Genomic DNA, 25235 nt, shown 5'->3' with positions numbered 1-25235 from the left:
GAGGGCGATGACAAAGGGGCTTACTGTTCTTCGGACCACGCGAAGCCGTCGCGCGCGACCAGCGCGCTCGCGGCCGCCGGGCCCCAGGTGCCCGCCGCGTACGGGCGCGGGCCGGTGGTGTCCTTGCTCCAGGCGTCCAGGATCGGCTCGACCCAGCGCCAGGCCTGCTCCTGCTCGTCGCTGCGCACGAACAGGTTCAACCGCCCGGCGATCGCGTCCAGCAGAAGGCGCTCGTAGGCGCCCACGCGGTTCTCGGCGAAGGCCTTGTCGAAGTCCAGGTCCAGCGACACCGGCGCCAGCTGCTCCTGCTGCCCGGTCCCCTTGGCGGCCAGCAGGTGCAGTTCGAGGCCATCTTCCGGTTGCAGGTTGATCACCAGCTTGTTCGGCTGGTTGTGGCCCGGGAAGATGCTGTGCGGCGTCGGGCGGAAATTGACGACGATCTGCGCGTCGCGCGCGGCCAGCCGCTTGCCGGTGCGCAGGTAGAAGGGCACGCCGGCCCAGCGCCAGTTCTGCACCTCGGTGCGCAGCGCGACGAAGGTCTCGCATTGGCTGCCCGCGGGCACCTTGACCTCCTGCGAATAGCCGACCACCGGCTGCCCGCCGGCGGTGCCGGCGCGGTACTGGCCGCGCACCACGTCGCGCCCGACGCTCTCTTCGGTGAACGGCTTCAGCGAGCGCAGCACCTTCAGCTTCTCGTCGCGGATCGCGTCGGCATCGTTGCGCGACGGCGGCTCCATCGCGATCATCGTCAGCAGCTGCAGCGCGTGGTTCTGCACCATGTCGCGCAGCGCGCCGGTGCGGTCGTAGAAGTCGCCGCGGGTGCCGACGCCGATCGCCTCGGCCAGCGTGATCTGGATGTTGGCAATGCTCTCGCGGCGCCACAGCGGTTCGAACAGCGCATTGCCGAAGCGCAGCGCCATCAGGTTCTGCACCGACGGCTTGCCGAGGTAGTGGTCGATGCGGAAAGCCTGCGTTTCGCTGAACACCGAGCGCACGACACGGTTGATCTCCTGCGCGCTCTTCAGGTCATGGCCCAGCGGCTTCTCGAGCACGACGCGGATGCGCGGCGTGTTCAGGCCGGCCACGCCGAGCTGCTCGCAGATCTGCGGAAAGAGGTGCGGGCTGGTCGCGAGGTACAGCACCGCGGTGTCGGCATTGCGCTCTTCCAGCCAGGTCTTCAGCTTGGCATAGTGCTCCGGCTGCGACAGGTCCATGCGCCGGTAGTGCAGCATGTCGGCAAAGCGGGCGAACTCCTCGTCGGTCGGGCGCTTGGCCCCTTCGACCTCCTGGAAACGATCCTTCAGCCACGCGCGGTACTTGTCGTCGCTCTGCTCGTCGCGCGCCACCGCCAGGATGCGGCCACCGGCCGGCAGCTTGCCGTGGCGGAAGGCCTGGAACAGCGCCGGCATCAGCTTGCGCCACGTCAGGTCGCCGGTGCCGCCGAAGAAAACGAGATCGAAAGACATGCCTTGCCTCAGTCGGATATCGCCCGCGAAGCCGCCGGCGGATGTAATTTAGTTTCACGTCGGATCATGCCCAAGTTTCCCGGCAGCGTCAACGAAACCCAGGCTGCGCGAGGCGGACATCGAAGGTGCATCATGCGGCGTGCGGAACTTCGGGTTACGTTCCGACAACAAACGGTGGGTCGCGTGCGCATGTGTCACGTCGGCCGGGTTCTAATTTCGTCCCTGTGCTCAACAGCGTCTTGCCATGAATCAAATCGACCAGCTCAAGCAGTACACCGCCGTTGTCGCCGACACGGGCAACTTCAAGCAACTGGCGCAGTTCGCGCCGAAGGACGCGACCACCAACCCGTCGCTGATCCTGAAAGCGGTGCAGCACGCCGATTACGCGCCGCTGCTGAAGGAGACGGTGGCCCAGCACAAGAGCCTGCCGCTCGAAGGCATCGTCGACCAGGTGCTGGTGCGCTTCGGCCAGGAGATCCTGAAGGTGGTGCCGGGCCGCGTCTCGACCGAGGTCGATGCGCGGCTGAGCTTCGACACCGCCTGCAGCGTCGCGCGGGCGCGCCGCATCATCGAGCTGTACGAAGCCGCGGGCATCGGCCGCGAGCGGGTGCTGATCAAGCTCGCGTCCACCTGGGAAGGCATCCAGGCGGCGCGCATCCTGCAGCGCGACGGCATCAACTGCAACCTGACGCTGCTGTTCTCGTTCTGCCAGGCGGTGGCCTGCGGCGATGCGGGCGTCAAGCTGATCTCGCCGTTCGTCGGCCGCATCTACGACTGGTACAAGAAGTCGGCCGGCAGCCAGTGGGACGAAGCCGCGAACGCCGGTCCCAACGACCCGGGCGTCAAGTCGGTGACCCACATCTACAACTACTTCAAGAAGTTCGGCATCGCCACCGAGGTGATGGGCGCGAGCTTCCGCAACGTCGGCCAGATCACCGCGCTGGCCGGCTGCGACCTGCTGACGATCAGCCCCGAGCTGCTCGCGCAGATGCAGGCGAGCGAAGAGCCGATCACCCGCCAGCTCGACCCGGCGAAGGCCAAGGGCGCGACGCTGCATGCGGCCACCTTCAACGAGCCGAGCTTCCGCTTCGCGCTGAACGACGACGCGATGGCGACCGAGAAACTGGCCGAAGGCATCCGCGCCTTCGCAGTCGACGCCGGCAAGCTCGACAAGCTCATTGAAGGCCTGAAATGAGCGGCTTCCCGCGCTGCGACCGCACATCGGCCTGGGCTGCGCTGTCAGGCCACTTCGAAGCGCACGGGCGCGACTTCGACATCCGCGAGGCGTTCGCGCGCGACGCGAACCGCTTCGCGTCGCTGAGCGTCGAGGCGCCGGAGATCTTCGCCGACCTGTCGAAGAACCGCGTCGACACCGCCACGCTGAAGTTCCTCGTCGACCTGGCGCGCGAATGCGGGATCGAGGCGCAGCGCGATGCGATGCTGCGCGGCGACCCGGTCAACGTCACCGAAGGGCGGGCGGTGCAGCACGTGGCGCTGCGCGCACCCGAAGGCGCGTCGCCGTTCGGCCACGAGGTCCATGCGGTGCTCGACGCAATGCTCGCCTATGCCGAGACGGTGCGCGACACCGCGGCCAGCGGCATCCGCCATGTCGTCAACATCGGCATCGGCGGTTCCGACCTCGGCCCGCAGATGGTGGTGCCGGCGCTGGACACCTTCGTCCATCCGGGCATCGCGTTCCACTTCGTCTCGAACGTCGACGGCCACGACATCGCGCCGGTGCTGCGCCGGCTGAAGCCGCAGGAAACGCTCTTCATCGTCGCGAGCAAGACCTTCACGACGCAGGAGACGATGGCCAACGCGCATGCCGCGAAGGCCTGGTTCCTCGCGCAGGGCGGCGAAGAGATCCACAAGCACTTCGTCGCGACCACCACCAACGTGCGCGCGGCGGCCGAATTCGGCATTACCACCACCTTCGGCTTCTGGGATTGGGTCGGCGGGCGCTACTCGCTGTGGTCGGCGATCGGGCTGCCGATCGCGCTGGCCATCGGCGCCGACAACTTCCGCGGCCTGCTGGCCGGCGCGCACGCGATGGACCAGCACTTCGCGCAGGCGCCGCTCGAGAAGAACCTGCCGGTGCTGCAGGGCCTGATCGACGTCTGGTACCGCAACTTCCACCGCTTCACCAGCCGCAGCATGGCGCCGTACCACCAGGGCCTGAAGCGGCTGCCGGCCTACCTGCAGCAGCTGGAGATGGAGAGCAATGGCAAGCGCGTCGACATCGACGGCGAAGCGCTGCCGTTCGGCACCAGCCCGGTCGTGTGGGGCGAGCCCGGCACCAACGGGCAGCATGCCTATTTCCAGATGCTGCACCAGGGCACCGACGTGATCCCCGTCGAGTTCCTGCTCGTCAAGCGGCCGACGCATTCGCTGAGCGACCTGCACACCAAGCTGCTGGCCAACGGGCTCGCGCAGGCACAGGCGCTGATGGTCGGCAAGACCACCGAGCAGGCGATGAAGGAGAAGGCGCCGACGGCATCGGCCACGCTCGACCCGTTGACGCTCGCGAAGCACCGCACGTTTCCGGGCAACCGGCCCAGCACGACGCTGCTGCTCGACGAGCTGACGCCGCGCAGCCTCGGGGCGCTGATCGCGCTGTTCGAGCACCGGGTGTTCGTCAGCGGCGCGCTGTGGCGCATCAACAGCTTCGACCAGTGGGGCGTCGAGCTCGGCAAGGCGCTGTGCAACGAATTGCTGCCGCGGCTCGCGTCCGGCGACACCGCGGGGCTCGACGGCTCGACCGCCGGGCTGCTGACTCGCCTGCGCGGCTGACCCGGCGCAGGCGCTTCAGGTTCGAGCGTCTCAGCCCTGGGTCGACGGTGCGGCCGGCACCGGTGCCGGTTGCGTGACGGCCGGGGCGCGCATCACGCGCGTCTTGCCGTTCGTCGACACCAGGATCACCGGTTCGCCCGGGGTCAGCGTCTCGTTGCCCTTGGCCTGCACGATCGAGCGGCGTTCGCCGTTGCGCAGCTGCACCAGGATCTCGAGTGCCTCTTCGCGGGTGCCGGCGCGCTCGATCGCGTTGCCGACCACCGCACCGGCCACCGCGGCGAGCACGCCGACGGCGACCGCTTCGCGGTGCCCGCCGACCGATGCACCGGCGATGCCGCCGACCACGCCGCCGGTCACCGCGCCGGCACCGGATTGCGAGCCGTCGATCACGACCGGCCGCACCGACAGCACGGTGGCATCCTGGATCTGCGACAGCCGCTGCGCTTCATTGCGCGAGACGACATCGGGGCTGCTGGTGGCGCAGGCGCTCAAGGTGGCGGCCACGGCCACGGCGATCAAAAGCTTGTTCATGGGGTCACTCCTCATTGCTCATCTGCATGGACGAGTCGGCCGGGCGGCGAGTTCCGCGGCGGCGATGTAAAGAAAGCGGAAGTCAGGCTCGCAGTCGACTATGTCGCGGAACGCTTGCGAGCAGGAATTCCATCTGGTCGGCCAGTATGCGCCGGCCGCGCAGGATCATGTCCTCGTGCAGGCTCGGCACGTAGGGCAGGTACATCAGCGACATGTGCGCTTCTTCCGGCATCCGGTTGCCCTTGTGGCCGTTGCAGGCCCGGCACGCGGTGATGCAGTTCATCCAGCTGTCGACGCCGCCGCGCGAGGTCGGGATGATGTGCTCGCGGGTCAGGTCGTCCGCATGGAAACACCCGGCGCAGTAGGCGCACACCTGCCGGTCGCGGGCAAACAGCTTCGGGTTCGACAGTGCAGGCGTCTGGCGCCAGGCCCGGCTCGGGACCGCGCCGCGCACCGCGACGATCGGGTGCACCTCGATGCGCGATTGCAGGCCCGTGCGCCGCTGCATGCCGCCGCGCAGCACGTAGAACGCATCGCCCAGCGTCCATGCGACGCCGTCGCTGGCGTAGAGGATGGCCGCTTCCTTCGCTGAAATCCACGACTGAGGGCGGCCGGACACATCGAGCTGGAGCACTTCCACGGATGATCTCCTTCCCCGCAGCGTAATCCAATCAACGCGGTTCGCTCAACCGTGGCGCGAATACTGCAGTGCATCGGCGCCACAAGCACACGCTGTCACACGCCGATCACCGGCAGCGGCGATAACCGGCGATCCGGGTTAACCCGGGGCGACGCCGGTCCCCGTCGCTTTCTAGGCACTAAACCCTATAAAAACAGACGGCTTGCTCGAAATAGCAGCGCGTGATCGGCTCGGAACCTGCAAAATAGAACGACCGTTCGATTTTGTGGATGCACCGTGAGCGACACAACCGATACACCCGTGAACATGGCAGCGACCGTCACCGGCCGCCCGGCCCGCGATGTCTCGAAGACCCTGCAGAAGGGCCAGCAGACGCGGGCGACGATTCTCGAAGCCGCGCTCGGCCTGGCGTCATCGATGGGGCTGGAAGGCCTGTCGATCGGGGCGCTGGCCGAGGTCACGCAGATGAGCAAGTCCGGCGTCTTCGCGCACTTCGGCTCCCGGGAAGAACTGCAGATCTCCGTGATCCGCGAGTATCACGCCAAGTTCGAGGAAGAAGTGTTTTTCCCTGCCGTGCGCGAGGCCAGGGGTTTGCCCCGCTTGCGCGCACTGTTCGAGCGCTGGGTCAAGCGGGTGTCGGTCGAGCTGGACTCGGGCTGCATCTACATCAGCGGCGCGGTCGAGTTCGACGACCGGCCGGGCCCGGTGCGCGACGCGCTCGCGACCATGGTGCAGGCCTGGCACACCGCGCTGGAGAAGGCGATCCGCATCGCGGTCGACGAGGGCCAGCTGCGGCCCGACACCGATCCGCTGCAGATGCTGTTCGAGATCCACGGCCTGATCCTCGCGCTGCACCACGATGCGCGCTTCCTGCGCATCCCCGGCGCGCTCGACCGCGCGCGCAACGCCTTCGAGCGCGTGATCGGCCACTACGCCGTCGATGCGGCGCTCGATGCCGCCGCCCCTTCCGACAAGCCGGTGCGCGCCGCGCGCCGCTGAACCCACGATTTCCCAATTCTTTCCCAGGAGTTTTTTCGATGGCCCAGTACACCCCTCCGTTGCGTGACATGCAGTTCCTGATGAGCGAAGTGCTGAACGTGGTCGACGAACTGAAGGCCTTGCCGGCGCATGCCGACATCGACCTCGACACGATCAACGCGGTGCTCGAAGAGGGCGGCAAGTTCGCATCGCAGGTGGTGTTCCCGCTGAACCAGAGCGGCGACGAAGAGGGCTGCACGCTCGACAAGGCCACGCACGAGGTCACCGCGCCGAAGGGCTTCAAGCAGGCCTATGCGCAATACGTCGAAGGCGGCTGGCCGGCGCTGAGCTGCGACCCGGCCTTCGGCGGCCAGGGCCTGCCGCACGTCGTGAACCAGTGCTTCTACGAGATGCTGAACTCGGCCAACCAGGCCTGGACCATGTACCCTGGCCTGTCGCATGGCGCCTACGAGGCGCTGCATGCGCACGGCACCGACGCGCAGAAGGCGCTGTACCTGCCGAAGCTGACCAGCGGCGTGTGGACCGGCACGATGTGCCTGACCGAGCCGCACTGCGGCACCGACCTGGGCCTGCTGCGCACGAAGGCGGAACCGCAGGCCGACGGCAGCTACAAGCTGACCGGCAACAAGATCTTCATCTCCGCCGGCGAGCACGACCTGGCCGAGAACATCATCCACCTGGTGCTGGCGCGCCTGCCGGACGCGCCGGCCGGCTCGAAAGGCATCTCGCTGTTCGCGGTGCCGAAGTTCAACGTCAATGCCGACGGCTCGATCGGCTCGCGCAACGGCATCTGGTGCGGCGGCCTCGAGCACAAGATGGGCATCCACGGCAATGCGACCGCGCAGATGGTGCTCGAAGGCGCCGTCGGCACGCTGGTCGGCCAACCCAACAAGGGCCTGGCGGCGATGTTCGTGATGATGAATGCCGCCCGCCTCGGCGTCGGCATGCAGTCGCTGGGCCTGACCGAGGTGGCCTACCAGAACGCCGTGGCCTATGCGAAAGAGCGCATCCAGATGCGCGCGCTGTCGGGCCCGAAGAACCCCGACAAGCCGGCCGACACCATCATCGTGCACCCCGACGTGCGCAAGATGCTGCTGACCGCGCGCGCCTACGCCGAAGGCGGCCGTGCGCTCGCGATGTGGACCACGCTGCAGCTCGACAAGGAGCTGTCGTCCGACGACGAGGACGTGCGCAAGGACTGCGGCGACCTGGTCGCGCTGATCACGCCGATCATCAAGGCCTTCATCACCGACAACGGCTGGATCGCGACCTCGCACTGCATGCAGGTGTTCGGCGGCCACGGCTACATCAAGGAATGGGGCATGGAGCAGTACGTGCGCGATGCCCGCATCAACATGATCTACGAGGGCACCAACACGATCCAGTCGCTGGACCTGCTGGGCCGCAAGATCCTGTCGGACAACGGCGCCAAGCTGAAGAAGTTCGGCAAGCTGGTGCAGGAGTTCGTCGAGGAAGAAGGCACCAACGAGGCGATGCAGGAGTTCGTGAACCCGCTCGCCGAGCTGGGCGACAAGGTCACCAAGCTGACCACCGAACTCGGCATGAAGGCGTTCGGCAACGCCGACGAAGTGGGCGCCGCCGCGGTCGACTACCTGCGCGTCGCGGGCCACCTGGTGTTCGCGTACTTCTGGGCCCGCATGGCCAAGGTGGCGCTGGCCAAGCTCGACGGCGGCGACCCGTTCTACAAGGCCAAGCTCGCGACCGCGCGCTTCTACTACGCGAAGCTGCTGCCCGAGACCGCGTCGTTGATCCGCACCGCGCGCTCCGGCCTGAAGCCGCTGATGGAGATGGACGAGGCGCTGTTCTGAGGCCCGGCCGGCCATCGATCGAATCAAGAACAATCAGGAGAGACAAGCGATGAAAAGACTGCTGCTGGCACTCGCCGCCACGCTGGCCGTGGCGGGCGCGCAGGCCCAGGCCACGCCTGCGGGCCTGTGGAAGACGATCGACGACAGCACGAAGAAGGAGCGCTCGCTGGTGCGCATCGTCGACACCGACGGCGTGCTCAGCGGCAAGCTCGAGAAGCTGCTGGACCCCGACGCGAAGCAGGACGCCGTCTGCGACGAATGCAGCGACGACCGCAAGGGCCAGCCGCTGGTCGGCCTGCCGATCATCCGCGGCGCGAAGAAGAGCGCCGACACCGACGGCCTGTGGGACGGGGGCACGATCCTCGACCCGGCCAACGGCAAGACCTACAAGCTGCGCCTGAAGCCGGTCGAGGGCGGCAGGAAACTGGAAGTTCGAGGCTACGTCGGCGCGCCGCTGTTCGGCCGCACGCAGACCTGGGTCCGCGTCGAGTAAACACCATCAAAGGAGAAGAAACATGAGTCGCTTCAACGTCCGCAAGGTCGCCGTCCTCGGCGCCGGCGTGATGGGCGCGCAGATCGCCGCCCACCTGGTCAACGTCAAGGTGCCGGTCGTGCTGTTCGACCTGCCGGCCAAGGAAGGTCCGAAGAACGGCATCGTCACGAAGGCCGTCGAGGGCCTGAAGAAACTGAAGCCGTCGCCGCTCGGCATTCCGGAAGACGCCGCGCTGATCCAGCAGGCCAACTACGAAGAGCACAGCGAGCTGCTGAAAGACTGCGACCTGATCATCGAGGCCATCGCCGAACGCATGGACTGGAAGCTCGACCTGTACAAGAAGATCGCGCCGTTCATCGCACCGCACGCGATCGTCGCGAGCAACACCTCGGGCCTGTCGATCACCAAGCTGTCCGAGGTGCTGCCTGAAGAGATCAAGCCGCGCTTCTGCGGCATCCACTTCTTCAACCCGCCGCGGTACATGTATTTGGTCGAGCTGATCCCGACCCCGACGACGCGCCCGGAGATCCTCGACCAGCTCGAGACCTTCGTGACCACCGCGGTCGGCAAGGGCGTCGTGCGCGCGAAGGACACGCCGAACTTCATCGCCAACCGCGTCGGCATCGCCGGCATGCTGGCGACGATCAAGGAAGCCGAGAACTTCGGATTGACCTACGACGTGGTCGACGACCTGACCGGCAAGAAGATGGGCCGCGCGAGCTCGGGCACCTTCCGCACCGCGGACGTGGTCGGCCTCGACACGATGGCGCATGTCGTCAAGACGCTGCAGGACAACCTCGCCGACGATCCGTTCTTCCCGAGCTACGCGACGCCGCCGGTGCTGGCCAAGCTGATCGAGCAGGGCGCGCTCGGCCAGAAGAGCGGTGCCGGTTTCTACAAGAAGGTCGGCAAGGACATCCTGCGCCTCGACCCGGCCAAGGCCGACTACGTTCCTGCGGGCGGCAAGGCCGACGAGATCGTCGCGCGCATGCTGAAGAAGGCCGCGCCGGAGCGCCTGAAGCTGCTGCGCGAATCGACCAACCCGCAGGCGCAGTTCCTGTGGGCGATCCTGCGCGACAGCTTCCACTACGTCGCGGTGCACCTGGCCGACATCGCCGATTCGGCGCGCGAGGTCGACTTCGCGATGCGCTGGGGCTTCGGCATGCAGCAGGGCCCGTTCGAGCTGTGGCAGGCCGCCGGCTGGAAGCAGGTGGCCGAGTGGGTCAAGGCCGACATCGACGCCGGCAAGGCGCTGAGCAAGGCGCCGCTGCCGGCCTGGGTGTTCGACGGCCGCGACGGTGTCCACACGCCGGAAGGCTCGTGGAGCGCCGCGCAACGCAGGTACATCGCCCGCAGCACGCTGCCGGTGTATGCCCGCCAGCACTTCCCCGAGGCCGTGCTCGGCTCGGGCGCGACCGACCCGCTGAAGGCCGGCACCGAAGAGTTCAAGAACGAGGAAGTGCGCGTCTGGTCGCTCGACGGCGAGGTGCTGATCGCCAGCATCACCGCGAAGCTGCACCTGATCAGCCCGACCGTCACCGAAGGGCTGTTGAAGGCGGTCGAGATCGCCGAGGCGAAGTACAAGGGCCTGGTGATCTGGTCGCCGGACGACGTGTTCTCGGCCGGTGCCAACCTCGAGGCGCTGATGCCGGTCTTCATGAAGAGCGGCGCGAAGGGCATCGCCCCCGAAGAGAAGAAGCTGCAGGACGCGATGCTGCGCATCCGCTATGCCCAGGTGCCGGTCGTCTCGGCGATCCGCGGCATCGCGCTCGGCGGTGGCTGCGAGCTGTCGGTGTACTCGGCGAAGCGCGTCGCCGCGATGGAGAGCTACGTCGGCCTGGTCGAGGTCGGCGTCGGCCTGATCCCGGGCGGCGGCGGCCTTGCATACATTGCGCGCCGCGCGGCCGAGATGGCGAGCGCCGCGAACGCGAACGCCGACATCCTGAAGTTCCTGACCGACGGCTTCACGAACGCCGCGATGGCCAAGGTCGGCACCAGCGCGATCGAGAGCCGCAAGCTCGGCTACCTGCTGTGGAGCGACGTGATCGTCCCGAACAAGGACGAGCTGCTGTTCGTCGCGATCCAGCAGGCCAGGGCGATGTTCGACAGCGGCTACCGCGCACCGGCGAAGACGCTGTTCCCGGTCGCCGGCCGCAATGCCATCGCGACCATCAAGGCGCAGCTCGTCAACATGCGCGACGGCGGCTTCATCAGCGCGCACGACTTCCACATCTCGGCGCTGATCGCCGACGTGGTGTGCGGCGGCGATGTCGATGCCGGCTCGCTGGTCAGCGAGGAGTACCTGATGGCGCTGGAGCGCAAGCATTTCTGCGGGCTGCTGGAGCACCCGAAGTCGCAGGAACGGATCATGGGCATGCTGCAGACCGGCAAGCCGGTGCGCAACTGAACAGGAACGGAGAACACACCATGAGCAAGCAAGTGCAAGAGGCGTACATCGTCGCCGCGACCCGCACCCCGATCGGCCGTTCGGGCCGGGGCTATTTCAAGAACACGCGGCCCGACGACCTGCTGGTCGCCGCCATCCGCAGCGCGATGGCCCAGGTGCCGACGCTGGACCCGAAGGCGATCGAGGACGCGATCATCGGCTGCTCGTTCCCCGAGGGCGAGCAGGGCATGAACATGGCCCGCATCGCGGTCGCGCTGGCCTTTGCGCACCCGGTGGGCGGCGTGACGGTCAACCGCTTCTGCGCGTCGGGCGTCACCGCGATCCAGATGGCGGCCGACCGCATCCGCGTCGGCGAGGCCGACGTGCTGATCGCCGGCGGTGCCGAATCGATGAGCCTGGTGCCGATGGGCGGCAACAAGCCGTCGTTCAACCCCGAGGTGTTCGCGAAGGACGAGAACGTCGGCATCGCGTACGGCATGGGCCTGACGGCCGAGAAGGTCGCCGCGCAATGGAAGGTCAGCCGCGAGGCGCAGGACGCGTTCGCGTACGAATCGCACATGCGCGCGCTGAAGGCGCAGAAGGCCGGCGAGTTCGGCGACGAGATCACGCCGATCGAGATCGTCGAACGCTTCCCGAACCTGCTGACCGGCGAGCAGGGCGTGAAGACCCGCACCGTGAACCTCGACGAAGGCCCGCGCCCCGACACCTCGCCGGAAGGCCTGGCCAAGCTGAAGGCGGTGTTCGCCGCAAAGGGCAGCGTGACGGCCGGCAACAGCTCGCAGACCAGCGACGGCGCCGGTGCGCTGATCCTCGCGAGCGAGAAGGCCGTCAAGCAGTTCGACCTGAAGCCGCTGGCCCGCTTCGTCAGTTTCGCCGCGCGCGGCGTGCCGCCGGAGATCATGGGGATCGGTCCGATCGAGGCGATCCCGGCCGCGCTGCGCTACGCCGGGCTGAAGCAGCAGGACATGGACTGGATCGAGCTGAACGAAGCTTTCGCCGCGCAGTCGCTGGCGGTGATCAACAGCGTCGGCCTGGACCCGGCCAAGGTGAACCCGATGGGCGGTGCGATCGCGCTCGGCCATCCGCTGGGTGCCACCGGCGCGATCCGCGCTGCGACGGTGATCCACGCGCTGCGCCGCCACAACCTGAAGTACGGGATGGTGACGATGTGCGTCGGCACAGGCCAAGGCGCCGCCGGCATCTTCGAGCGCGTCTGATCTCTCCCGCACGAGCCCGCCGCAGAGCGGGCTTTTCCTTTCACCCCAGGAGGTGACCATGGAGACGAGGCACTTGGTCGCGGACGACGGCAGCCGCCTGTCGCTGCGCCTGTACCGCCCCGAAGGCCCGGTCACCGCGGCCGTGCTGATCGGCGGCGCGATGGGCGTGCGGCAGGACTACTACCAGCCGTTCGCGCAATGGCTGGCCGGGCAGGGCTACGCGGTCGCCACATTCGACTACCGCGGCATGGGCGAGTCGCGCGCAACGCGCTCGCTGCGCGGCCTGAAGGTCGACCTGTTCGGCTGGGCGCGCGACTACGACACCGCGATCGATGCGCTGCGCGAGGCCGCGCCCGGCGTGCCGCTGTACCTGGTCGGCCACAGCCTCGGCGCGCAGCTGCCCGGGCTGCTGCGCAACCGCGCGCAGGTCGACGGCCTGATCTCGGTGGCCGCCGGCAGCGGCTACTGGCGCGACAACGCGCCGCCGCTGCGGCGCATGATCCTGTACTTCTGGTACCTGCTGGTGCCGGTCGCGACCGCGCTGTTCGGCTACTTCCCCGGCAAGCGGCTGCGCAAGGTCGGCGACCTGCCGAAGGGCGTGATGCTGCAATGGCGGCGCTGGTGCCTGAATCCGCGCTACCACGTCGGCGCCGAGGGCGCGGCGGTGCGCGAGCAGTTCGCGGCGGCGCGCTTCCCGCTGGTCGCGCTGTCGATCACCGACGACGAATTGATGACCGAGCGCGGCACCCGCGTGCTGGTCGACTGCTACCCGAACGCGCCGCGCCGCATCGAGCGCATCGCGCCGGCCGACGTGCAGGCGCGGCGCATCGGGCATTTCGGGCTGTTCCGCGAGCAGTTCCAGGCGACACTCTGGCCGCGCATGACGGCATTGCTGAACACGATGAAGGAGACGACATGAGCATCAAGACGGCCGTGCTGAACGGCGTATTCACCCTCGAGATCGCGCGCCCCGAGAAGAAGAACGCGATCACGATCGACATGTACCAGGCGATGGCCGACGGGCTGAAGGCCGCACAGGCCGACGGCAGCGTGCGCGCAGTGCTGATCACCGGCCAGCCCGGCATCTTCACGTCGGGCAACGACCTCGAGGATTTCATGAAACGCCCGCCGAGCGGCGCCGATTCGCCGGCCTACCAGTTCATGCAGGCGCTGAGCGGCTGCGACAAGCCGGTGGTGGCGGCCGTCACCGGCGCGGCGATCGGCATCGGCACGACGATGCTGCTGCACTGCGACCTGGTCTACGTGGCCGACGAGGCGCGCCTCGCGATGCCGTTCGTGAGCCTCGGCCTGGTGCCGGAGTTCGCGTCGAGCCTGGTGGTGCCGCAGCTGATGGGCCGCGTGAAGGCGGCAGAGAAGATCCTGCTCGGCGACCCGTTCACCGGCGCCGAGGCGGTCGAGCTCGGCATCGCGAACGCGGTGCTGCCGACCGGCGAGGTCGCGCTGCATGCGCGCCGCGTCGCCGAGCGCTTCAACGCGATGCCGCCGGGGGCCGTGCGCGACACCAAGAAACTGCTGCGCCGCGCGAGCACCGAGGCCACCTGGCAGGCCATCGAGGCCGAGGCGGCAGTCTTCGGCGAGCGGCTCACCAGCCCCGAGGCGCGCGAGGCCTTCAGCGCGTTCTTCCAGAAGCGCAAGCCCGACTTCTCGCAGTTCAGCTGAAGACGGCCCGGTCGATGCTCACCGCGGCCAAGGTGCTGCTGTCGCCGTTGCTGCTGTGGCAGGGCGCCCGCGTGCGGCGCCTCGCGCTGCGCCTGCCGGAGGCCGAAGGCTCGCGCGAAGGCGTGGCCGGTACCGGCCGCGTGCGGCTGCGCGTGCTGATCGTCGGCGATTCGTCGGCGGCCGGTGTCGGCGCGCCGACGCAGGGGCAGGCACTGGCCGGCCGGCTCAGCGAGGCCTTGTCGCAGCGGCTGGGCGGCGCGGTCGTGTGGCAACTGGTCGCCCACACCGGCGACACCACCCGCGACGCATTGATCGCGCTGGAGAGCGCGGCGCTGCACCCGGCCGACGTGATGGTCACCGCGCTAGGCGTCAACGACGTGATCTCGCAGGTGCCGGTGCGGCGCTGGCTGGCCCAGCTCGACGAACTCGACGGCGTCGCGATCCGGCGTGCCGGCGTGCGCCAGGTGGTGCACAGCGGCGTGCCGCCCATCCATTCGTTTCCATTGCTGCCCAACCCGCTGCGCTGGGTGCTGGGGCGCGACGCGCGGCGCTACAACCGGGCGCTGGCCGACTGGATCAAGCGCTGGCCCGATCGCTGGTGGCTGCCGGTGCCGTTCGAGAACGAGCGCATGTCCGACAGCATCCTGATGGCCGACGACGGCTTCCATCCCGGCCCGGCGGTGTATGCGCTGTGGGCCGAACAACTGGCCGGCATGATCGCGACCGATCTCGCGCCGCGCCTGCCTGCCACCACCCCCACGCGGAGACCTGCATGAGCCAGTCCAGCAACCTGTCGGGCAAGACCTTGTTCATCACCGGCGCCTCGCGCGGCATCGGCCTCGCGATCGCGAAGCGCGCCGCGGCCGATGGCGCGCGCATCGTGATCGCGGCCAAGACCGCTGAAGCCAATCCGAAGCTGCCGGGCACCATCCATTCGGCCGCCGCCGAGATCGAGGCGGCCGGCGGACAGGCGCTGCCGGTGCAGACCGACATCCGCGACGAAGCCAGCGTGCTGGCCGCGGTGGAGCAGGCGGTGGCGCGCTTCGGCGGCATCGACATCCTGGTCAACAACGCCAGCGCGATCAGCCTGACGCCGACGACGGCGACGCCGATGAAGCGCTTCGACCTGATGTTCGGCGTCAACGTGCGCGGCACCTACCTGGTGACGCAGGCCTGCCTGCCGCACCTGGCGAAGGCGGCGCAGGCGGGGCGCAACCCGCACGTGCTGAACATGTCGCCGCCGCTGTCGATGCGCGAGCACTGGTTCAGCCCGCATGTCGCGTACACGATGGCCAAGTACGGCATGAGCGAATGCACGCTGGGCCATGCCGGCGAGTTCCGGCCGCTGGGCATCGGCGTCAACAGCCTGTGGCCGCGCACCGCGATCGCGACGGCCGCGCTGCAGATGATCCCGGGCGCCGACATCGCCCGCTGCCGCACGCCGGAGATCCTGGCCGATGCGGCGTACCTGGTGCTGACGAGCGACGCGCGGCAGACAAGCGGCAACTTCTTCATCGACGACGAGTTGCTGGCGCGGCATGGCGTGACGGACCTGGAGAAGTACAGCGTGACGCCGGGGACGACCGAGTTCGTGCCGGATTTCTTCGTGGATTGAGCGGATACCCGTTCGCGCTGCAGCGATACCGTCCGTTCGGGCTGCAGCGATACCGCCCGTTCGGGCTGCAGCGATACCGCCCGTTCGGGCTGCAGCGATACCGCCCGTTCGGGCTGAGCCTGTCGAAGCCTTGGTGCCGTGCGAGCAGGCCCTTCGACAGGCTCAGGGCGAACGGAGCACTTGCACCGTTCAGCCTCGGTCAGCAGGCGCTGAGGCGGTCCCAGGCGAGCCGCGCCGCCGCGAGGTCCCATGCGGCGCTGCCGACGCTCTTGAACACCACCACCTGATCGCCGGCACCTGCCAGTTCATGCGCGCTCGCCAGATCCCGCACGCGAGACCCGTCGACGCCTGCCTGGATCAGGTCGCCCGCCTCGACCAACGCGCCTTCCTTTTCGTCGACGATGAGCGCGGCGCGGTTCACCAGCGCGGCCGGCAACTCGCACATCGCCGGCGTGAACGCGCCGACCGCGAACACCCGCGCGCCCGGCCGCAGCGTGTCGGGAATCACCGGCGTGCGGCTCGTCGTCGCGGTGACGATCAGGCCGCAGCGCGCCGCTTCTGCGGCAATGTCGTCCACCACCTGCGCCGTCACGCCCTGCGCCTTCAGCGCGGCCACCAGGCCTTCGGAAGAAGCCCGCGACCGCGACGCCACGCCGATCCACGCCGGCGCCAGCACCGCGTCGAATGCCAGTGCATGCGCCAGCGCCTGTGCGCCGGCGCCGACGACCAGCAGGCGCGCTCCCGCCGCCACCTGCAACGCCAGCGCCGCCGCCAGCGACACCGCGGCGGTGCGCCGCGCCGTCAGCACCACGCCGTCGAACCACGCGAGCCGCTCGCCGGTCGCGCGGTCCATCAGCACCACCTCGCCCTGCACGCGGGCCCGGCCGAGCGCCGGGTTGCCGTGGTTCACCGTCACCAGCTTGACGCTCGCGTAATACGCGTCGCTGGCCGGCATCAGCAGCAGCCGGTCGTCGCCCGACAGCGCGAAGGCGTGGCGCAGCGGCGCGTGCAGCCGACCGGCATGCAGCTCGCCGGCCGCCCGCCGCATTGCGTCGGCCAGCGGCTTCCACGGCAGCAGGGCCGCCGTCTGTTCCGCGTCGACGATGCGCATCGGCTCAGTCCCTCGGAATCACCCGCGGCTGCCCGTCGCGGTCGATCGCGACATAGGTCAGGTTGGCCTCGGTGACCTTGACCACCTGCAGCTCGGCCGGGTTGCGCTCGGCATACACCTCGACGTGCACCGTGATCGAGGTGCGCCCGATGCGGTCGACGCGGGCATAGAAGCTCAGCAGGTCGCCGATCGACACCGCCTGCTTGAACACGAACTCGTTGACGGCGACCGTCACGACCCGGCCTTTCGCGATGCGCGCCGGCAGCACCGAGCCGGCGAGGTCGACCTGGGCCATGATCCAGCCGCCGAAGATGTCGCCGTTGCTGTTCGAATCGGCCGGCATCGGCATCACGCGCAGCACCAGGTCGAGGTCTTTCGGCAGGCTGACCGCCAACGCGGGGTCGTGCCGGGGCTGGCTTGTATTCATACTGGACGCCTTCAACTGGGTGCAACCCCACGATTCTTCCACGATGCGATCCCTCTCGACCCCTGTGCCGGTGCCCGATGCCGTGACGCCTGCCGCACCCCGTTCCGATGCGGCCACGCTGCGCAAGCTGCTGCCCTACCTGTGGCGCTACCGCTGGCGCGTCGGCATCGCGCTCGGCTTCATGGTCGGCGCCAAGCTGGCCAACGTCGGCGTGCCGCTGCTGCTGAAGCAGCTGGTCGACAGCCTGTCGATCAAGCCGGGCGATCTGCAGGCGGTGCTGGTGGTGCCGGCCGGGCTGCTGGCGGCCTACGGGCTGCTGCGGCTGTCGACCTCGCTGTTCACCGAGCTGCGCGAGCTGATCTTCGCGAAGGCCACCGAAGGCACCGCACGCAGCATCTCGCTGAACGTGTTCCGCCACCTGCATGCGCTGAGCCTGCGCTTCCACCTCGAGCGCCAGACCGGCGGCATGACGCGCGACATCGAGCGCGGCACGCGCGCGGTGCATTCGCTGATCTCCTACTCGCTGTACAGCATCGTGCCGACGCTGGTCGAGATGGTGCTGGTGCTGACGCTGCTGGCCGTCAAGTTCGACGCCTGGTTCGCCTGGATCACGCTGGCGGCGCTGGCGGTGTACATCAGCTTCACGATCGTCTTCACCAACTGGCGCACGCAGTTCCGCAAGCAGATGAACGAGCTCGATTCGACCGCGCATTCGCGCGCGATCGACTCGCTGCTGAACTACGAGACCGTCAAGTACTTCAACAACGAGGACTTCGAGGCCAGCCGCTACGACGAGAGCCTGGAGCGGCTGCGCCGCGTCGCGCTGAAATCGCAGGCCACGCTGTCGATGCTGAACACCGGGCAGCAGCTGATCATCGCCGCCGGGCTGGTCGCGATGCTGTGGCGCGCGACGCAGGGCGTGGTGGCCGGCCACATGACGCTCGGCGACCTGGTGATGATCAACGCGTTCATGATCCAGCTCTACATCCCGCTGAACTTCCTCGGCGTGATCTACCGCGAGATCAAGCAGAGCCTGACCGACCTCGACAAGATGTTCGCGCTGCTCGAGCGCGAGCGCGAGATCGCCGACACGCCCGGCGCATTGCCGCTGCAGGTGGCGCACGGGCAGGTGCGCTTCGACCACGTCGACTTCTCGTACGAGCCGAACCGGCAGATCCTGCACGACGTCAGCTTCGAGATCCCGGCCGGCAAGACGGTCGCGGTGGTCGGGCCGTCGGGCTCGGGCAAGAGCACGCTCGCGCGGCTGCTGTACCGCTTCTACGACGTGCAGGCCGGCGTGATCACGATCGACGACCAGGACCTGCGCTCGGTCACGCAGGGCAGCGTGCGCCAGCGCATCGGCATCGTCCCGCAGGACACCGTGCTGTTCAACGACAGCGTGGCCTACAACATCGCCTACGGCCGGCCCGGCGCGAGTGCGGCCGAGGTCGAGGCGGCGGCGCGCGCGGCCCGCATCCACGACTTCATCGTGTCGACGCCGAAGGGCTACGAGACGACGGTCGGCGAACGCGGGCTGAAGCTCAGCGGCGGCGAGAAGCAGCGCGTCGCGATCGCGCGCACGCTGCTGAAGGACCCGCCGATCATGATCTTCGACGAGGCCACCTCGGCGCTCGACTCGGCCAACGAGCGGGCCATCCAGGCCGAGCTGCAGGGCGTCGCGCGCAACAAGACCGCGCTGGTCATCGCGCACCGGTTGTCGACCGTCGTCGATGCGCACCAGATCCTGGTGATGGAGCAGGGCCGCATCGTCGAGCGCGGCACCCATGCGCAGTTGCTGGCACTCGACGGCCGCTACGCCGACATGTGGCGCCTGCAGCAGAGCAGCACCGACGACGCGCTGGCGTGACATCGTTCCGGTCCGGACGCGCTGCCTGTAGGACAGGCTTTCAGAATCCCGCCCGTTTCGTGAAAAACGAGCGTGAAGTCTCCGTCAATTGTGAACAATCGTTACCGAGCCGGCGAGCACACATCTTGTTGCACTTCTAGAGTCGCGGCACCGATTCACCCACAGAGGACGGATGCGATGACTGCTCAGAAACTCCCGATGACTTTGAAGACGATGGCTCTGTTTTCGCTGCTGGCGGCGGCCGGCGCGATCTCGATGTCGGCGAAGGCGGCGACACCCGATGCCGTGTCCTCCGCCAGCCTGCGGCTGCCCGACGCCAAGGTGGTGTGGGTCGACAACGAGAGCTTTGCATTCGACACCTGCTCCGCTGCCGGCAGCGAGCATGTGGCGGCGGTGATGGGCGCATTGCGCGAGCGCTTGATGAGCGACCTCGGCCCGATGATGCTGAACAACGGCGTGACGCCGGCGAGCCAGCAGTTCGTCACGCTGACGCCGGTGGAAGGCGGCCAGAACTGCAACACGCTGGCCAGCCGCGTGGTGTTCCGCGTCTCGGGCATCAGCGCGAAGTCCGGCGGCGCATGGAATGCCGACGTCGTCGCGCAGACCCACGGTCCCACCGCCGATTCGCGCCAGGCGTCGACGCAGCTGGTGAACGACCTGGTGCACGAACTCGACGTGACGCTCAGCCGCAAATAGGGATCGACCTCGTCGTTACACTTCAAGCGGTGGAAACCAAGTGGCTTGAAGACTTCGTGAGCCTGGCCGAGACGCGAAGCTTTTCGCGCTCGGCGCAGATGCGGCACGTGACGCAGCCGGCGTTCTCGCGCCGCATCCAGGCGCTGGAGGCCTGGGCTGGGCTGGACCTGGTCGACCGCTCGTCGTACCCGACCCGCCTGACGCCCGCCGGCGAGACCTTCCATGCGCAGGCGCTCGACATCCTCGGCGCGCTGCAGACGACCCGCAACATGATGCGCGGCCATCAGGTCGCCTCGCAGGACATGATCGAGTTCGCGGTGCCGCACTCGCTCGCGTTCACCTTCTTCCCGCATTGGGTGATGGACCTGCGCAAGCGCTTCGGCGCGCTGAAGAGCCGCCTGATCGCGCTCAACGTGCACGACGCGGTGATGCAGCTGACCGAAGGCAGCTGCGACCTGCTGATCGCTTACCACCACCCGTCGCAACCCTTGCAGCTGAGCCCGGAACGCTACGAGATGCTGAGCCTCGGCCACGAGACGCTCGCGGTGTACGCCAAGGCCGACCCGAAGGGCGAGCCGCTGTTCCGCCTGCCCGGCTCGCCGGGCGAGCGCGTGCCCTTCCTCAGCTACGGCACCGGCGCCTACCTGGGCCGGCTGGTCGAGCAGATCGTCAAGCTCTCGCCGGCGCCGCTCAACCTCGACCCGATCTACGAGACCGACATGGCCGAAGGCCTGAAGGCGATGGCGCTCGAAGGCCACGGGCTGGCCTTCCTGCCGGTCAGCTCGGTGAAGAAGGAGCTGAAGAGCCGGCGCCTGGTGCGCGCCTCGGCACCCGGCACACTCGAGCTGACGATGGAAGTGCGCATGTACCGCGAGCTGCCCGAGCTGTCGCGTCACAGCGGCAAGCCCGGTGCACGCGCGCTGTGGAACTTCCTGAGTCCCGCGGCCTGACGCGAAGCCAGAGGGTTTTCCCTTGCGCGGCATGCATTCGATGCATGGCTTGCCCGCGATTCCGCATTGGATTTCCAACCGGCGGGCGCATACAGTCCGCGCCCATCGCCTCTCGAACCTCCACCCACCGCCATGCCCCGCCGAACCTGCGCCAGCGTGAACGATCTCACGCCCCCATGCAGGCACACTGGCGTGCGGCCGCGCGTGCCACGTGCCGGCCTCCCACCCCTCCCGCCGTCCCGGCTCGTGGCACGAAGGTTGCGAGAATCACCCCATGAAGTACGCCTCGTTCAGCTCATCGGCTTTCGCGTCCGCAGTCCTCGTGGCGCTCGCTGCGCTGACCCTCGCGATGCCGGCCGGCGCGGCGACTCCGGCGGCTGCACCGGTCCCCACCGGCCCGGTGCTCGACCGCATCAGGCAGACCGGCAAGATCCTGATCGCGCACCGCGAATCGTCGCTGCCGTTCTCGTACCTCGATGCCGACAAGAAGCCGGTCGGCTATGCGGTCGACCTGTGCCTGAAGCTGGCCGAAGCGGTGCGCAAGCGGCTCGAGATCAAGACCATTGCGCCGGAGTACGTGCTCGTCACCGCCGGCAACCGCATCCAGATGGTGGTCGACGGGAAGGCCGACCTGGAGTGCGGCTCGACGACCAACAACGCCGAGCGCCGCCAGAAGGTGGCCTTCACGATCCCGCACTACATCACCGGGGCCCGCTACATGGTGCTGGCCGACAGCCCGATCGCCGAGCTGCCGATGTTCGAGGGCAAGAAGCTGGTGTCGACCAAGGGCACGACGCCGCTGAAGGAGGTGGACCGCGCGAACCGCGAACGCCTGCTGCGCATCACCATCCTCGAGGCGCCCGAGCATGCCAAGGCGATGCAGATGGTGCTGGCCGGCGAGGCCGACGGCTTCGTGATGGACGACGTGCTGCTCTATGGCCTGATCTCGTCGAGTGCCGACCCGGGCAAGCTGAAGGTGGTGGGCAAGTTCCTGACCATCGAGCCGCTCGCCATCATGATGCGCAAGGACGATCCCGAGTTCAAGAAGATCTGCGACGAAGAAATGAAGCGCCTGATCCTCAGCCGCGAGGCCTATGCGATCTACGATCACTGGTTCAACAAGCCGATCCCGCCGAAGAACCTGCCGCTGAACCTGCCGATGAACTACCTGCTGCGCGACTTCTGGAAGTACCCGTCGGACCAGGTGCCCGGCTGACGCCGCCACGGCCGGCCCGTCTACGTGGAAGTGCGTAGACCCCGTGTCCCTAGAATTTCGTTGTAGGGGGGTTCCCCCACCCCCTCTTTTCCACCCTGAAGGAGATCGTATGAAAAAGGCATGGCTGAGCGTTGCCGTCCTGCTGGTCGTCACGGGCGTTGCCCAGGCGCAGCAGAGCGACACGCTGAAGAAGATCAAGGACAGCGGCACCGTCACGATGGGCGTGCGCGAATCGTCCGGCGCGCTGGCCTACACGCTCGGAGATGGCAAGTACGCCGGCTTCCACTACGACGTCTGCCAGAAGGTGCTGGCCGACGTGCAGAAGCAGCTGGGCCTGGCCAAGCTCGACATCAAGTACCAGCCGGTGACCTCGCAGAACCGCATTCCGCTGGTGCAGAACGGCACCGTCGACATCGAATGCGGCTCGACCACCAACAACGCGACCCGCCAGAAGGACGTCGCTTTCGCCGTCACCACCTACGTCGAAGAAGTGCGCATCGCGGTGAAGGCCAACTCCGGCATCACCAGCATCGCCCAGCTGGCCGGCAAGACGGTGGCCACCACCACCGGCACGACCTCGGTGCAGACGCTGCGCAAGCACGAGCGCGCGACCGGCCTCGACTTCAAGGAAGTGTTCGGCAAGGACCACGCCGACAGCTTCCTGCTGCTCGAATCGGGCCGTGCCGATGCGTTCGTGATGGACGGCCAGATCCTCGCCGGCAACATCTCGCGCGCGAAGAACCCGGCCGACTTCAAGATCGTCGGCGAAGTGCTGAGCGTCGAGCCGATCGCGATCATGCTGCGCAAGGACGACCCGGCCTTCAAGAAGGCGGTCGACGACAGCATCAAGGCGCAGATCAAGTCCGGCGACCTGGCGAAGACCTACGACAAGTGGTTCAACCAGCCGATCCCGCCGAGCAACACCAAGGTCGGCCTGCCGCTGTCCGAAGCCACGAAGAACGCCTGGGCGAATCCGAACGACAAGCCGATGGAAGACTACGCCAAGAAATAAGGCGGGCTCTTGCGATGGATGGGGACTGAGGTAAGCCCTGACGCCACTGGGCGCGACACTTGCTTACAGTCCCCCCAGCGCGGCGCAGGGTGACCCGCGTCGCGCTTTTCATTGGGGCAGCGCCGTGGTCGTACCCCTCACAAGAATTGGAGCAATGCCTTGGGCAAGTGGGACTGGCAGGTATTCCTGCAAGACACGGGGGGCGGGCAGACCTACCTCGAATGGTTGATGTCTGCCTGGGGCTGGACGCTGTCGGTGGCCTTGCTGTCGCTGGTGGTCGCGCTGGTCGTGGGTTCGCTGATCGGCATCCTGCGCACGGTGCCGAACAAGGGGGTGGCGTTCTTCGCTGAATGCTGGGTCGAGCTGTTCCGCAACATTCCGCTGCTGGTGCAGATCTTCCTCTGGTACCACGTGATCCCGTCGCTGTTCCTGAGCTTGCGGGCGGTGCCCAGTTTCCTGCTGGTGGTGTTCGCGCTCGGTTTCTTCACGTCGGCACGTGTGGCCGAGCAGGTCAAGGCGGGCATCAACGCGCTGCCGAAGGGCCAGCGCTACGCCGGCCTCGCGATGGGGCTGACGCTGCCGCAGACCTACCGCTACGTGCTGCTGCCGATGGCGTTCCGCATCGTCATCCCGCCGCTGACCAGCGAGTCGATGAACATCATCAAGAACTCGTCGGTGGCGTTCGCGGTCAGCATCTCCGAAATGACGATGTTCGCGATGCAGGCGCAGGAAGAAACCTCGCGCGGCATCGAGGTCTACCTCGCCGTGACCGGGCTGTACTTCATCTCCGCGTTCGCGATCAACCGCCTGGCCTTGCTCATCGAGCACAAGGTGCAGGTGCCCGGTACGCTCGGAGGTGGCAAATGAACCTCGACTTCGCCTTCCTGAACTGGAACGTCGTCTCGGCGTTCGTCGCCAAGGGCCTGATCTTCTCGGTGCAGCTGACGCTGGTCGCGATGCTCGGCGGCATCGCGCTGGGCACGCTGCTCGCGCTGATGCGGCTGTCGGGCAAGAAGTGGCTGGTGATGCCGGCGGCGTTCTACGTGAACACGCTGCGCTCGATCCCGCTGGTGATGGTGATCCTGTGGTTCTTCCTGCTGATCCCGCTGCTGATCGGCCGCCCGATGGGCGCCGAGCTGTCGGCCATCGTCACCTTCACGGTGTTCGAGGCGGCGTACTACTCGGAGATCATGCGGGCCGGCATCCAGAGCGTGTCGCGCGGGCAGGTGTACGCCGGCTACGCGGTCGGCATGACCTACCGCCAGACGATGCAGCTGATCGTGCTGCCGCAGGCCTTCCGCAACATGCTGCCGGTGCTGCTGACGCAGACCATCATCCTGTTCCAGGACACCTCGCTGGTCTACGCGATCGGCGCCTACGACCTGCTGAAGGGCTTCGAGGTGGCGGGCAAGAACTTCAACCGCCCGGTCGAGACCTACCTGGTCGCTGCCGTCGTCTACTTCGTGATCTGCTTCAGCCTGTCGATGCTCGTGCGTCGCCTGCAAAAGAAGATCGCCATCATCCGCTGAGTCCGGAGATTCCCATGATCAAGATCAACAACGTTTCGAAGTGGTACGGCAGCTTCCAGGTGCTGACCGACTGCACCACCAGCATCGCGAAGGGCGAGGTCGTCGTCGTCTGCGGCCCGTCGGGCTCGGGCAAGTCGACGCTGATCAAGACGGTGAACGCGCTGGAGCCGATCCAGAAGGGCGACATCGTCGTCGACGGCATCTCGATCTCCGACCCGAAGACCAACCTGCCGAAGCTGCGCAGCCGCGTCGGCATGGTGTTCCAGCACTTCGAGCTGTTCCCGCACCTCACGGTCACCGAGAACCTGACGCTTGCGCAGATCAAGGTGCTGAACCGCAAGCCCGACGAGGCGAAGCAGCGCGGCATGAAGATGCTCGACCGCGTCGGCCTGAGCGCGCACAAGGACAAGTACCCCGGCCAGTTGTCGGGCGGCCAGCAGCAGCGCGTGGCCATCGCCCGCGCGCTCAGCATGGACCCGATCGTGATGCTGTTCGACGAGCCCACCTCGGCGCTCGACCCGGAGATGGTCGGCGAGGTGCTGGACGTGATGGTGCAGCTGGCCAACGAAGGCATGACGATGATGTGCGTCACGCACGAGATGGGCTTCGCGAAGAAGGTCAGCAACCGCGTGATCTTCATGGACGCCGGCAAGATCGTCGAGGACTGCAGCAAGGACAGCTTCTTCGGCAAGCCGGAAGAGCGCACGCCGCGCGCGAAGGATTTCCTCTCGAAGATCCTTCAACATTGAACTGATGGCGC

At 67.6% G+C, this 25235-nt stretch carries 24 protein-coding genes; 19 read left to right on the top strand and 5 right to left on the bottom strand.

Features of this window, described 5'->3' with window-relative positions; genetic code table 11:
* Window positions 1-20: 20 nt before the first annotated feature.
* On the bottom strand, window positions 21-1466 hold the full coding sequence (gene zwf / locus FHT26_RS08595; RefSeq protein ID WP_056817322.1) for a glucose-6-phosphate dehydrogenase: 1446 nt from the start codon (window positions 1464-1466) through the stop codon (window positions 21-23).
* Window positions 1467-1710: 244 nt separating this feature from the next.
* On the opposite strand from zwf, the gene tal reads away from it, so the two are divergent.
* On the top strand, window positions 1711-2661 hold the full coding sequence (tal, locus tag FHT26_RS08590; protein ID WP_168559738.1) for a transaldolase: 951 nt from the start codon (window positions 1711-1713) through the stop codon (window positions 2659-2661).
* Entirely contained in the window at window positions 2658-4256 is a 1599-nt protein-coding gene (gene pgi / locus FHT26_RS08585) for a glucose-6-phosphate isomerase (protein WP_168559737.1), read from the top strand. The genes tal and pgi overlap by 4 nt, the downstream gene beginning before the upstream one ends.
* 30 nt (window positions 4257-4286) lie before the next feature.
* On the opposite strand, the gene FHT26_RS08580 is transcribed toward pgi, so the two are convergent.
* A complete protein-coding gene (locus FHT26_RS08580; protein WP_056817327.1) occupies window positions 4287-4787 on the bottom strand; it encodes an outer membrane lipoprotein in 501 nt (166 codons plus the stop codon).
* Between the two features lie 82 nt (window positions 4788-4869).
* Complete coding sequence (locus FHT26_RS08575; RefSeq protein ID WP_168559736.1) at window positions 4870-5427, bottom strand: HNH endonuclease; 558 nt, start codon at window positions 5425-5427, stop codon at window positions 4870-4872.
* A 306-nt stretch (window positions 5428-5733) separates the two neighbouring features.
* Between FHT26_RS08575 and FHT26_RS08570 the strand changes: the two genes are divergently transcribed.
* Genes FHT26_RS08570 through FHT26_RS08530 form a run of 9 tightly spaced genes read left to right on the top strand, consistent with a single transcriptional unit; the run spans window position 5734 to window position 15667 of the window.
* Window positions 5734-6426 (top strand): TetR/AcrR family transcriptional regulator, encoded by a 693-nt coding sequence (locus FHT26_RS08570; RefSeq protein ID WP_168559735.1) that lies wholly within the window; start codon window positions 5734-5736, stop codon window positions 6424-6426.
* Window positions 6427-6464: 38 nt separating this feature from the next.
* Entirely contained in the window at window positions 6465-8255 is a 1791-nt protein-coding gene (locus FHT26_RS08565) for an acyl-CoA dehydrogenase C-terminal domain-containing protein (protein WP_168559734.1), read from the top strand.
* A gap of 49 nt (window positions 8256-8304) precedes the next feature.
* Window positions 8305-8748, top strand: coding sequence for a DUF2147 domain-containing protein (locus FHT26_RS08560; RefSeq protein ID WP_168559733.1), 444 nt, complete (start codon window positions 8305-8307; stop codon window positions 8746-8748).
* Between the two features lie 22 nt (window positions 8749-8770).
* Window positions 8771-11155: a 3-hydroxyacyl-CoA dehydrogenase/enoyl-CoA hydratase family protein gene (locus tag FHT26_RS08555; RefSeq protein WP_168559732.1), complete on the top strand. Its 2385-nt coding sequence runs from the start codon at window positions 8771-8773 to the stop codon at window positions 11153-11155.
* A gap of 20 nt (window positions 11156-11175) precedes the next feature.
* Entirely contained in the window at window positions 11176-12372 is a 1197-nt protein-coding gene (locus FHT26_RS08550) for an acetyl-CoA C-acyltransferase (RefSeq protein WP_168559731.1), read from the top strand.
* A gap of 58 nt (window positions 12373-12430) precedes the next feature.
* Window positions 12431-13291 carry an alpha/beta hydrolase family protein gene (locus FHT26_RS08545; RefSeq protein WP_168559730.1) on the top strand — a complete coding sequence of 287 codons (861 nt, stop codon included), beginning with the start codon at window positions 12431-12433 and terminating at the stop codon, window positions 13289-13291.
* Window positions 13288-14052 carry an enoyl-CoA hydratase gene (locus FHT26_RS08540; RefSeq protein ID WP_168559729.1) on the top strand — a complete coding sequence of 255 codons (765 nt, stop codon included), beginning with the start codon at window positions 13288-13290 and terminating at the stop codon, window positions 14050-14052. Before FHT26_RS08545 ends, FHT26_RS08540 begins: the two co-directional genes overlap by 4 nt.
* A 14-nt stretch (window positions 14053-14066) precedes the next feature.
* Window positions 14067-14828, top strand: coding sequence for an SGNH/GDSL hydrolase family protein (locus FHT26_RS08535; protein WP_168559728.1), 762 nt, complete (start codon window positions 14067-14069; stop codon window positions 14826-14828).
* Window positions 14825-15667, top strand: a complete 843-nt coding sequence (locus FHT26_RS08530) for an SDR family oxidoreductase (protein ID WP_168559727.1) — start codon at window positions 14825-14827, stop codon at window positions 15665-15667. The genes FHT26_RS08535 and FHT26_RS08530 overlap by 4 nt, the downstream gene beginning before the upstream one ends.
* 199 nt (window positions 15668-15866) lie before the next feature.
* Here the strand turns inward: FHT26_RS08530 and FHT26_RS08525 are convergent, their stop codons facing one another.
* Together FHT26_RS08525 and FHT26_RS08520 are read right to left on the bottom strand one after the other, a co-directional pair.
* The gene (locus FHT26_RS08525) at window positions 15867-16778 is read right to left on the bottom strand and encodes a delta(1)-pyrroline-2-carboxylate reductase family protein (RefSeq protein ID WP_168559726.1); all 912 of its coding nucleotides are present in this window, start codon (window positions 16776-16778) and stop codon (window positions 15867-15869) included.
* A gap of 4 nt (window positions 16779-16782) precedes the next feature.
* Entirely contained in the window at window positions 16783-17205 is a 423-nt protein-coding gene (locus FHT26_RS08520; RefSeq protein ID WP_168559725.1) for an acyl-CoA thioesterase, read from the bottom strand.
* 43 nt (window positions 17206-17248) lie between these two features.
* Here FHT26_RS08520 and FHT26_RS08515 point away from each other — a divergent pair, with 43 nt between their 5' ends.
* The 8 genes from FHT26_RS08515 to FHT26_RS08480 all read left to right on the top strand — a co-directional run bounded on the left by FHT26_RS08515 (window position 17249) and on the right by FHT26_RS08480 (window position 25224).
* Window positions 17249-19072 carry an ABCB family ABC transporter ATP-binding protein/permease gene (locus FHT26_RS08515; RefSeq protein ID WP_168559724.1) on the top strand — a complete coding sequence of 608 codons (1824 nt, stop codon included), beginning with the start codon at window positions 17249-17251 and terminating at the stop codon, window positions 19070-19072.
* A gap of 198 nt (window positions 19073-19270) precedes the next feature.
* Entirely contained in the window at window positions 19271-19768 is a 498-nt protein-coding gene (locus FHT26_RS08510) for a hypothetical protein (protein WP_168559723.1), read from the top strand.
* A 29-nt stretch (window positions 19769-19797) separates the two neighbouring features.
* Entirely contained in the window at window positions 19798-20718 is a 921-nt protein-coding gene (locus tag FHT26_RS08505; RefSeq protein ID WP_168559722.1) for a LysR substrate-binding domain-containing protein, read from the top strand.
* Between the two features lie 349 nt (window positions 20719-21067).
* Window positions 21068-21934, top strand: coding sequence for an amino acid ABC transporter substrate-binding protein (locus FHT26_RS08500; RefSeq protein WP_168560111.1), 867 nt, complete (start codon window positions 21068-21070; stop codon window positions 21932-21934).
* Between the two features lie 109 nt (window positions 21935-22043).
* Window positions 22044-22946, top strand: coding sequence for a transporter substrate-binding domain-containing protein (locus FHT26_RS08495; RefSeq protein WP_168559721.1), 903 nt, complete (start codon window positions 22044-22046; stop codon window positions 22944-22946).
* A 159-nt stretch (window positions 22947-23105) separates the two neighbouring features.
* The gene (locus tag FHT26_RS08490) at window positions 23106-23813 is read left to right on the top strand and encodes an amino acid ABC transporter permease (protein ID WP_246867802.1); all 708 of its coding nucleotides are present in this window, start codon (window positions 23106-23108) and stop codon (window positions 23811-23813) included.
* Window positions 23810-24475, top strand: coding sequence for an amino acid ABC transporter permease (locus tag FHT26_RS08485; protein ID WP_168559719.1), 666 nt, complete (start codon window positions 23810-23812; stop codon window positions 24473-24475). Before FHT26_RS08490 ends, FHT26_RS08485 begins: the two co-directional genes overlap by 4 nt.
* A gap of 14 nt (window positions 24476-24489) precedes the next feature.
* Complete coding sequence (locus FHT26_RS08480; protein WP_168559718.1) at window positions 24490-25224, top strand: amino acid ABC transporter ATP-binding protein; 735 nt, start codon at window positions 24490-24492, stop codon at window positions 25222-25224.
* Window positions 25225-25235 lie beyond the last annotated feature (11 nt).

It is taken from the genome of Rhizobacter sp. SG703, from assembly GCF_012275445.1.
GTDB lineage: Bacteria > Pseudomonadota > Gammaproteobacteria > Burkholderiales > Burkholderiaceae_C > Rhizobacter.
Note: the sequence above shows the minus strand (reverse complement) of the source record. Positions and strands in the feature narration are given on the sequence as shown.

What these genes read in the sequence shown, in the direction of transcription:
- zwf (WP_056817322.1), bottom strand. Translation starts at nt 1,466, where the DNA reads ATGTCTTTCGATCTCGTTTTCTTCGGCGGCACCGGCGACCTGACGTGG.
- tal (WP_168559738.1), top strand. Translation starts at nt 1,711, where the DNA reads ATGAATCAAATCGACCAGCTCAAGCAGTACACCGCCGTTGTCGCCGAC.
- pgi (WP_168559737.1), top strand. Translation starts at nt 2,658, where the DNA reads ATGAGCGGCTTCCCGCGCTGCGACCGCACATCGGCCTGGGCTGCGCTG.
- FHT26_RS08580 (WP_056817327.1), bottom strand. Translation starts at nt 4,787, where the DNA reads ATGAACAAGCTTTTGATCGCCGTGGCCGTGGCCGCCACCTTGAGCGCC.
- FHT26_RS08570 (WP_168559735.1), top strand. Translation starts at nt 5,734, where the DNA reads ATGGCAGCGACCGTCACCGGCCGCCCGGCCCGCGATGTCTCGAAGACC.
- FHT26_RS08565 (WP_168559734.1), top strand. Translation starts at nt 6,465, where the DNA reads ATGGCCCAGTACACCCCTCCGTTGCGTGACATGCAGTTCCTGATGAGC.
- FHT26_RS08560 (WP_168559733.1), top strand. Translation starts at nt 8,305, where the DNA reads ATGAAAAGACTGCTGCTGGCACTCGCCGCCACGCTGGCCGTGGCGGGC.
- FHT26_RS08555 (WP_168559732.1), top strand. Translation starts at nt 8,771, where the DNA reads ATGAGTCGCTTCAACGTCCGCAAGGTCGCCGTCCTCGGCGCCGGCGTG.
- FHT26_RS08550 (WP_168559731.1), top strand. Translation starts at nt 11,176, where the DNA reads ATGAGCAAGCAAGTGCAAGAGGCGTACATCGTCGCCGCGACCCGCACC.
- FHT26_RS08545 (WP_168559730.1), top strand. Translation starts at nt 12,431, where the DNA reads ATGGAGACGAGGCACTTGGTCGCGGACGACGGCAGCCGCCTGTCGCTG.
- FHT26_RS08540 (WP_168559729.1), top strand. Translation starts at nt 13,288, where the DNA reads ATGAGCATCAAGACGGCCGTGCTGAACGGCGTATTCACCCTCGAGATC.
- FHT26_RS08535 (WP_168559728.1), top strand. Translation starts at nt 14,067, where the DNA reads ATGCTCACCGCGGCCAAGGTGCTGCTGTCGCCGTTGCTGCTGTGGCAG.
- FHT26_RS08530 (WP_168559727.1), top strand. Translation starts at nt 14,825, where the DNA reads ATGAGCCAGTCCAGCAACCTGTCGGGCAAGACCTTGTTCATCACCGGC.
- FHT26_RS08525 (WP_168559726.1), bottom strand. Translation starts at nt 16,778, where the DNA reads ATGCGCATCGTCGACGCGGAACAGACGGCGGCCCTGCTGCCGTGGAAG.
- FHT26_RS08520 (WP_168559725.1), bottom strand. Translation starts at nt 17,205, where the DNA reads ATGAATACAAGCCAGCCCCGGCACGACCCCGCGTTGGCGGTCAGCCTG.
- FHT26_RS08515 (WP_168559724.1), top strand. Translation starts at nt 17,249, where the DNA reads ATGCGATCCCTCTCGACCCCTGTGCCGGTGCCCGATGCCGTGACGCCT.
- FHT26_RS08510 (WP_168559723.1), top strand. Translation starts at nt 19,271, where the DNA reads ATGACTTTGAAGACGATGGCTCTGTTTTCGCTGCTGGCGGCGGCCGGC.
- FHT26_RS08500 (WP_168560111.1), top strand. Translation starts at nt 21,068, where the DNA reads ATGCCGGCCGGCGCGGCGACTCCGGCGGCTGCACCGGTCCCCACCGGC.
- FHT26_RS08495 (WP_168559721.1), top strand. Translation starts at nt 22,044, where the DNA reads ATGAAAAAGGCATGGCTGAGCGTTGCCGTCCTGCTGGTCGTCACGGGC.
- FHT26_RS08485 (WP_168559719.1), top strand. Translation starts at nt 23,810, where the DNA reads ATGAACCTCGACTTCGCCTTCCTGAACTGGAACGTCGTCTCGGCGTTC.
- FHT26_RS08480 (WP_168559718.1), top strand. Translation starts at nt 24,490, where the DNA reads ATGATCAAGATCAACAACGTTTCGAAGTGGTACGGCAGCTTCCAGGTG.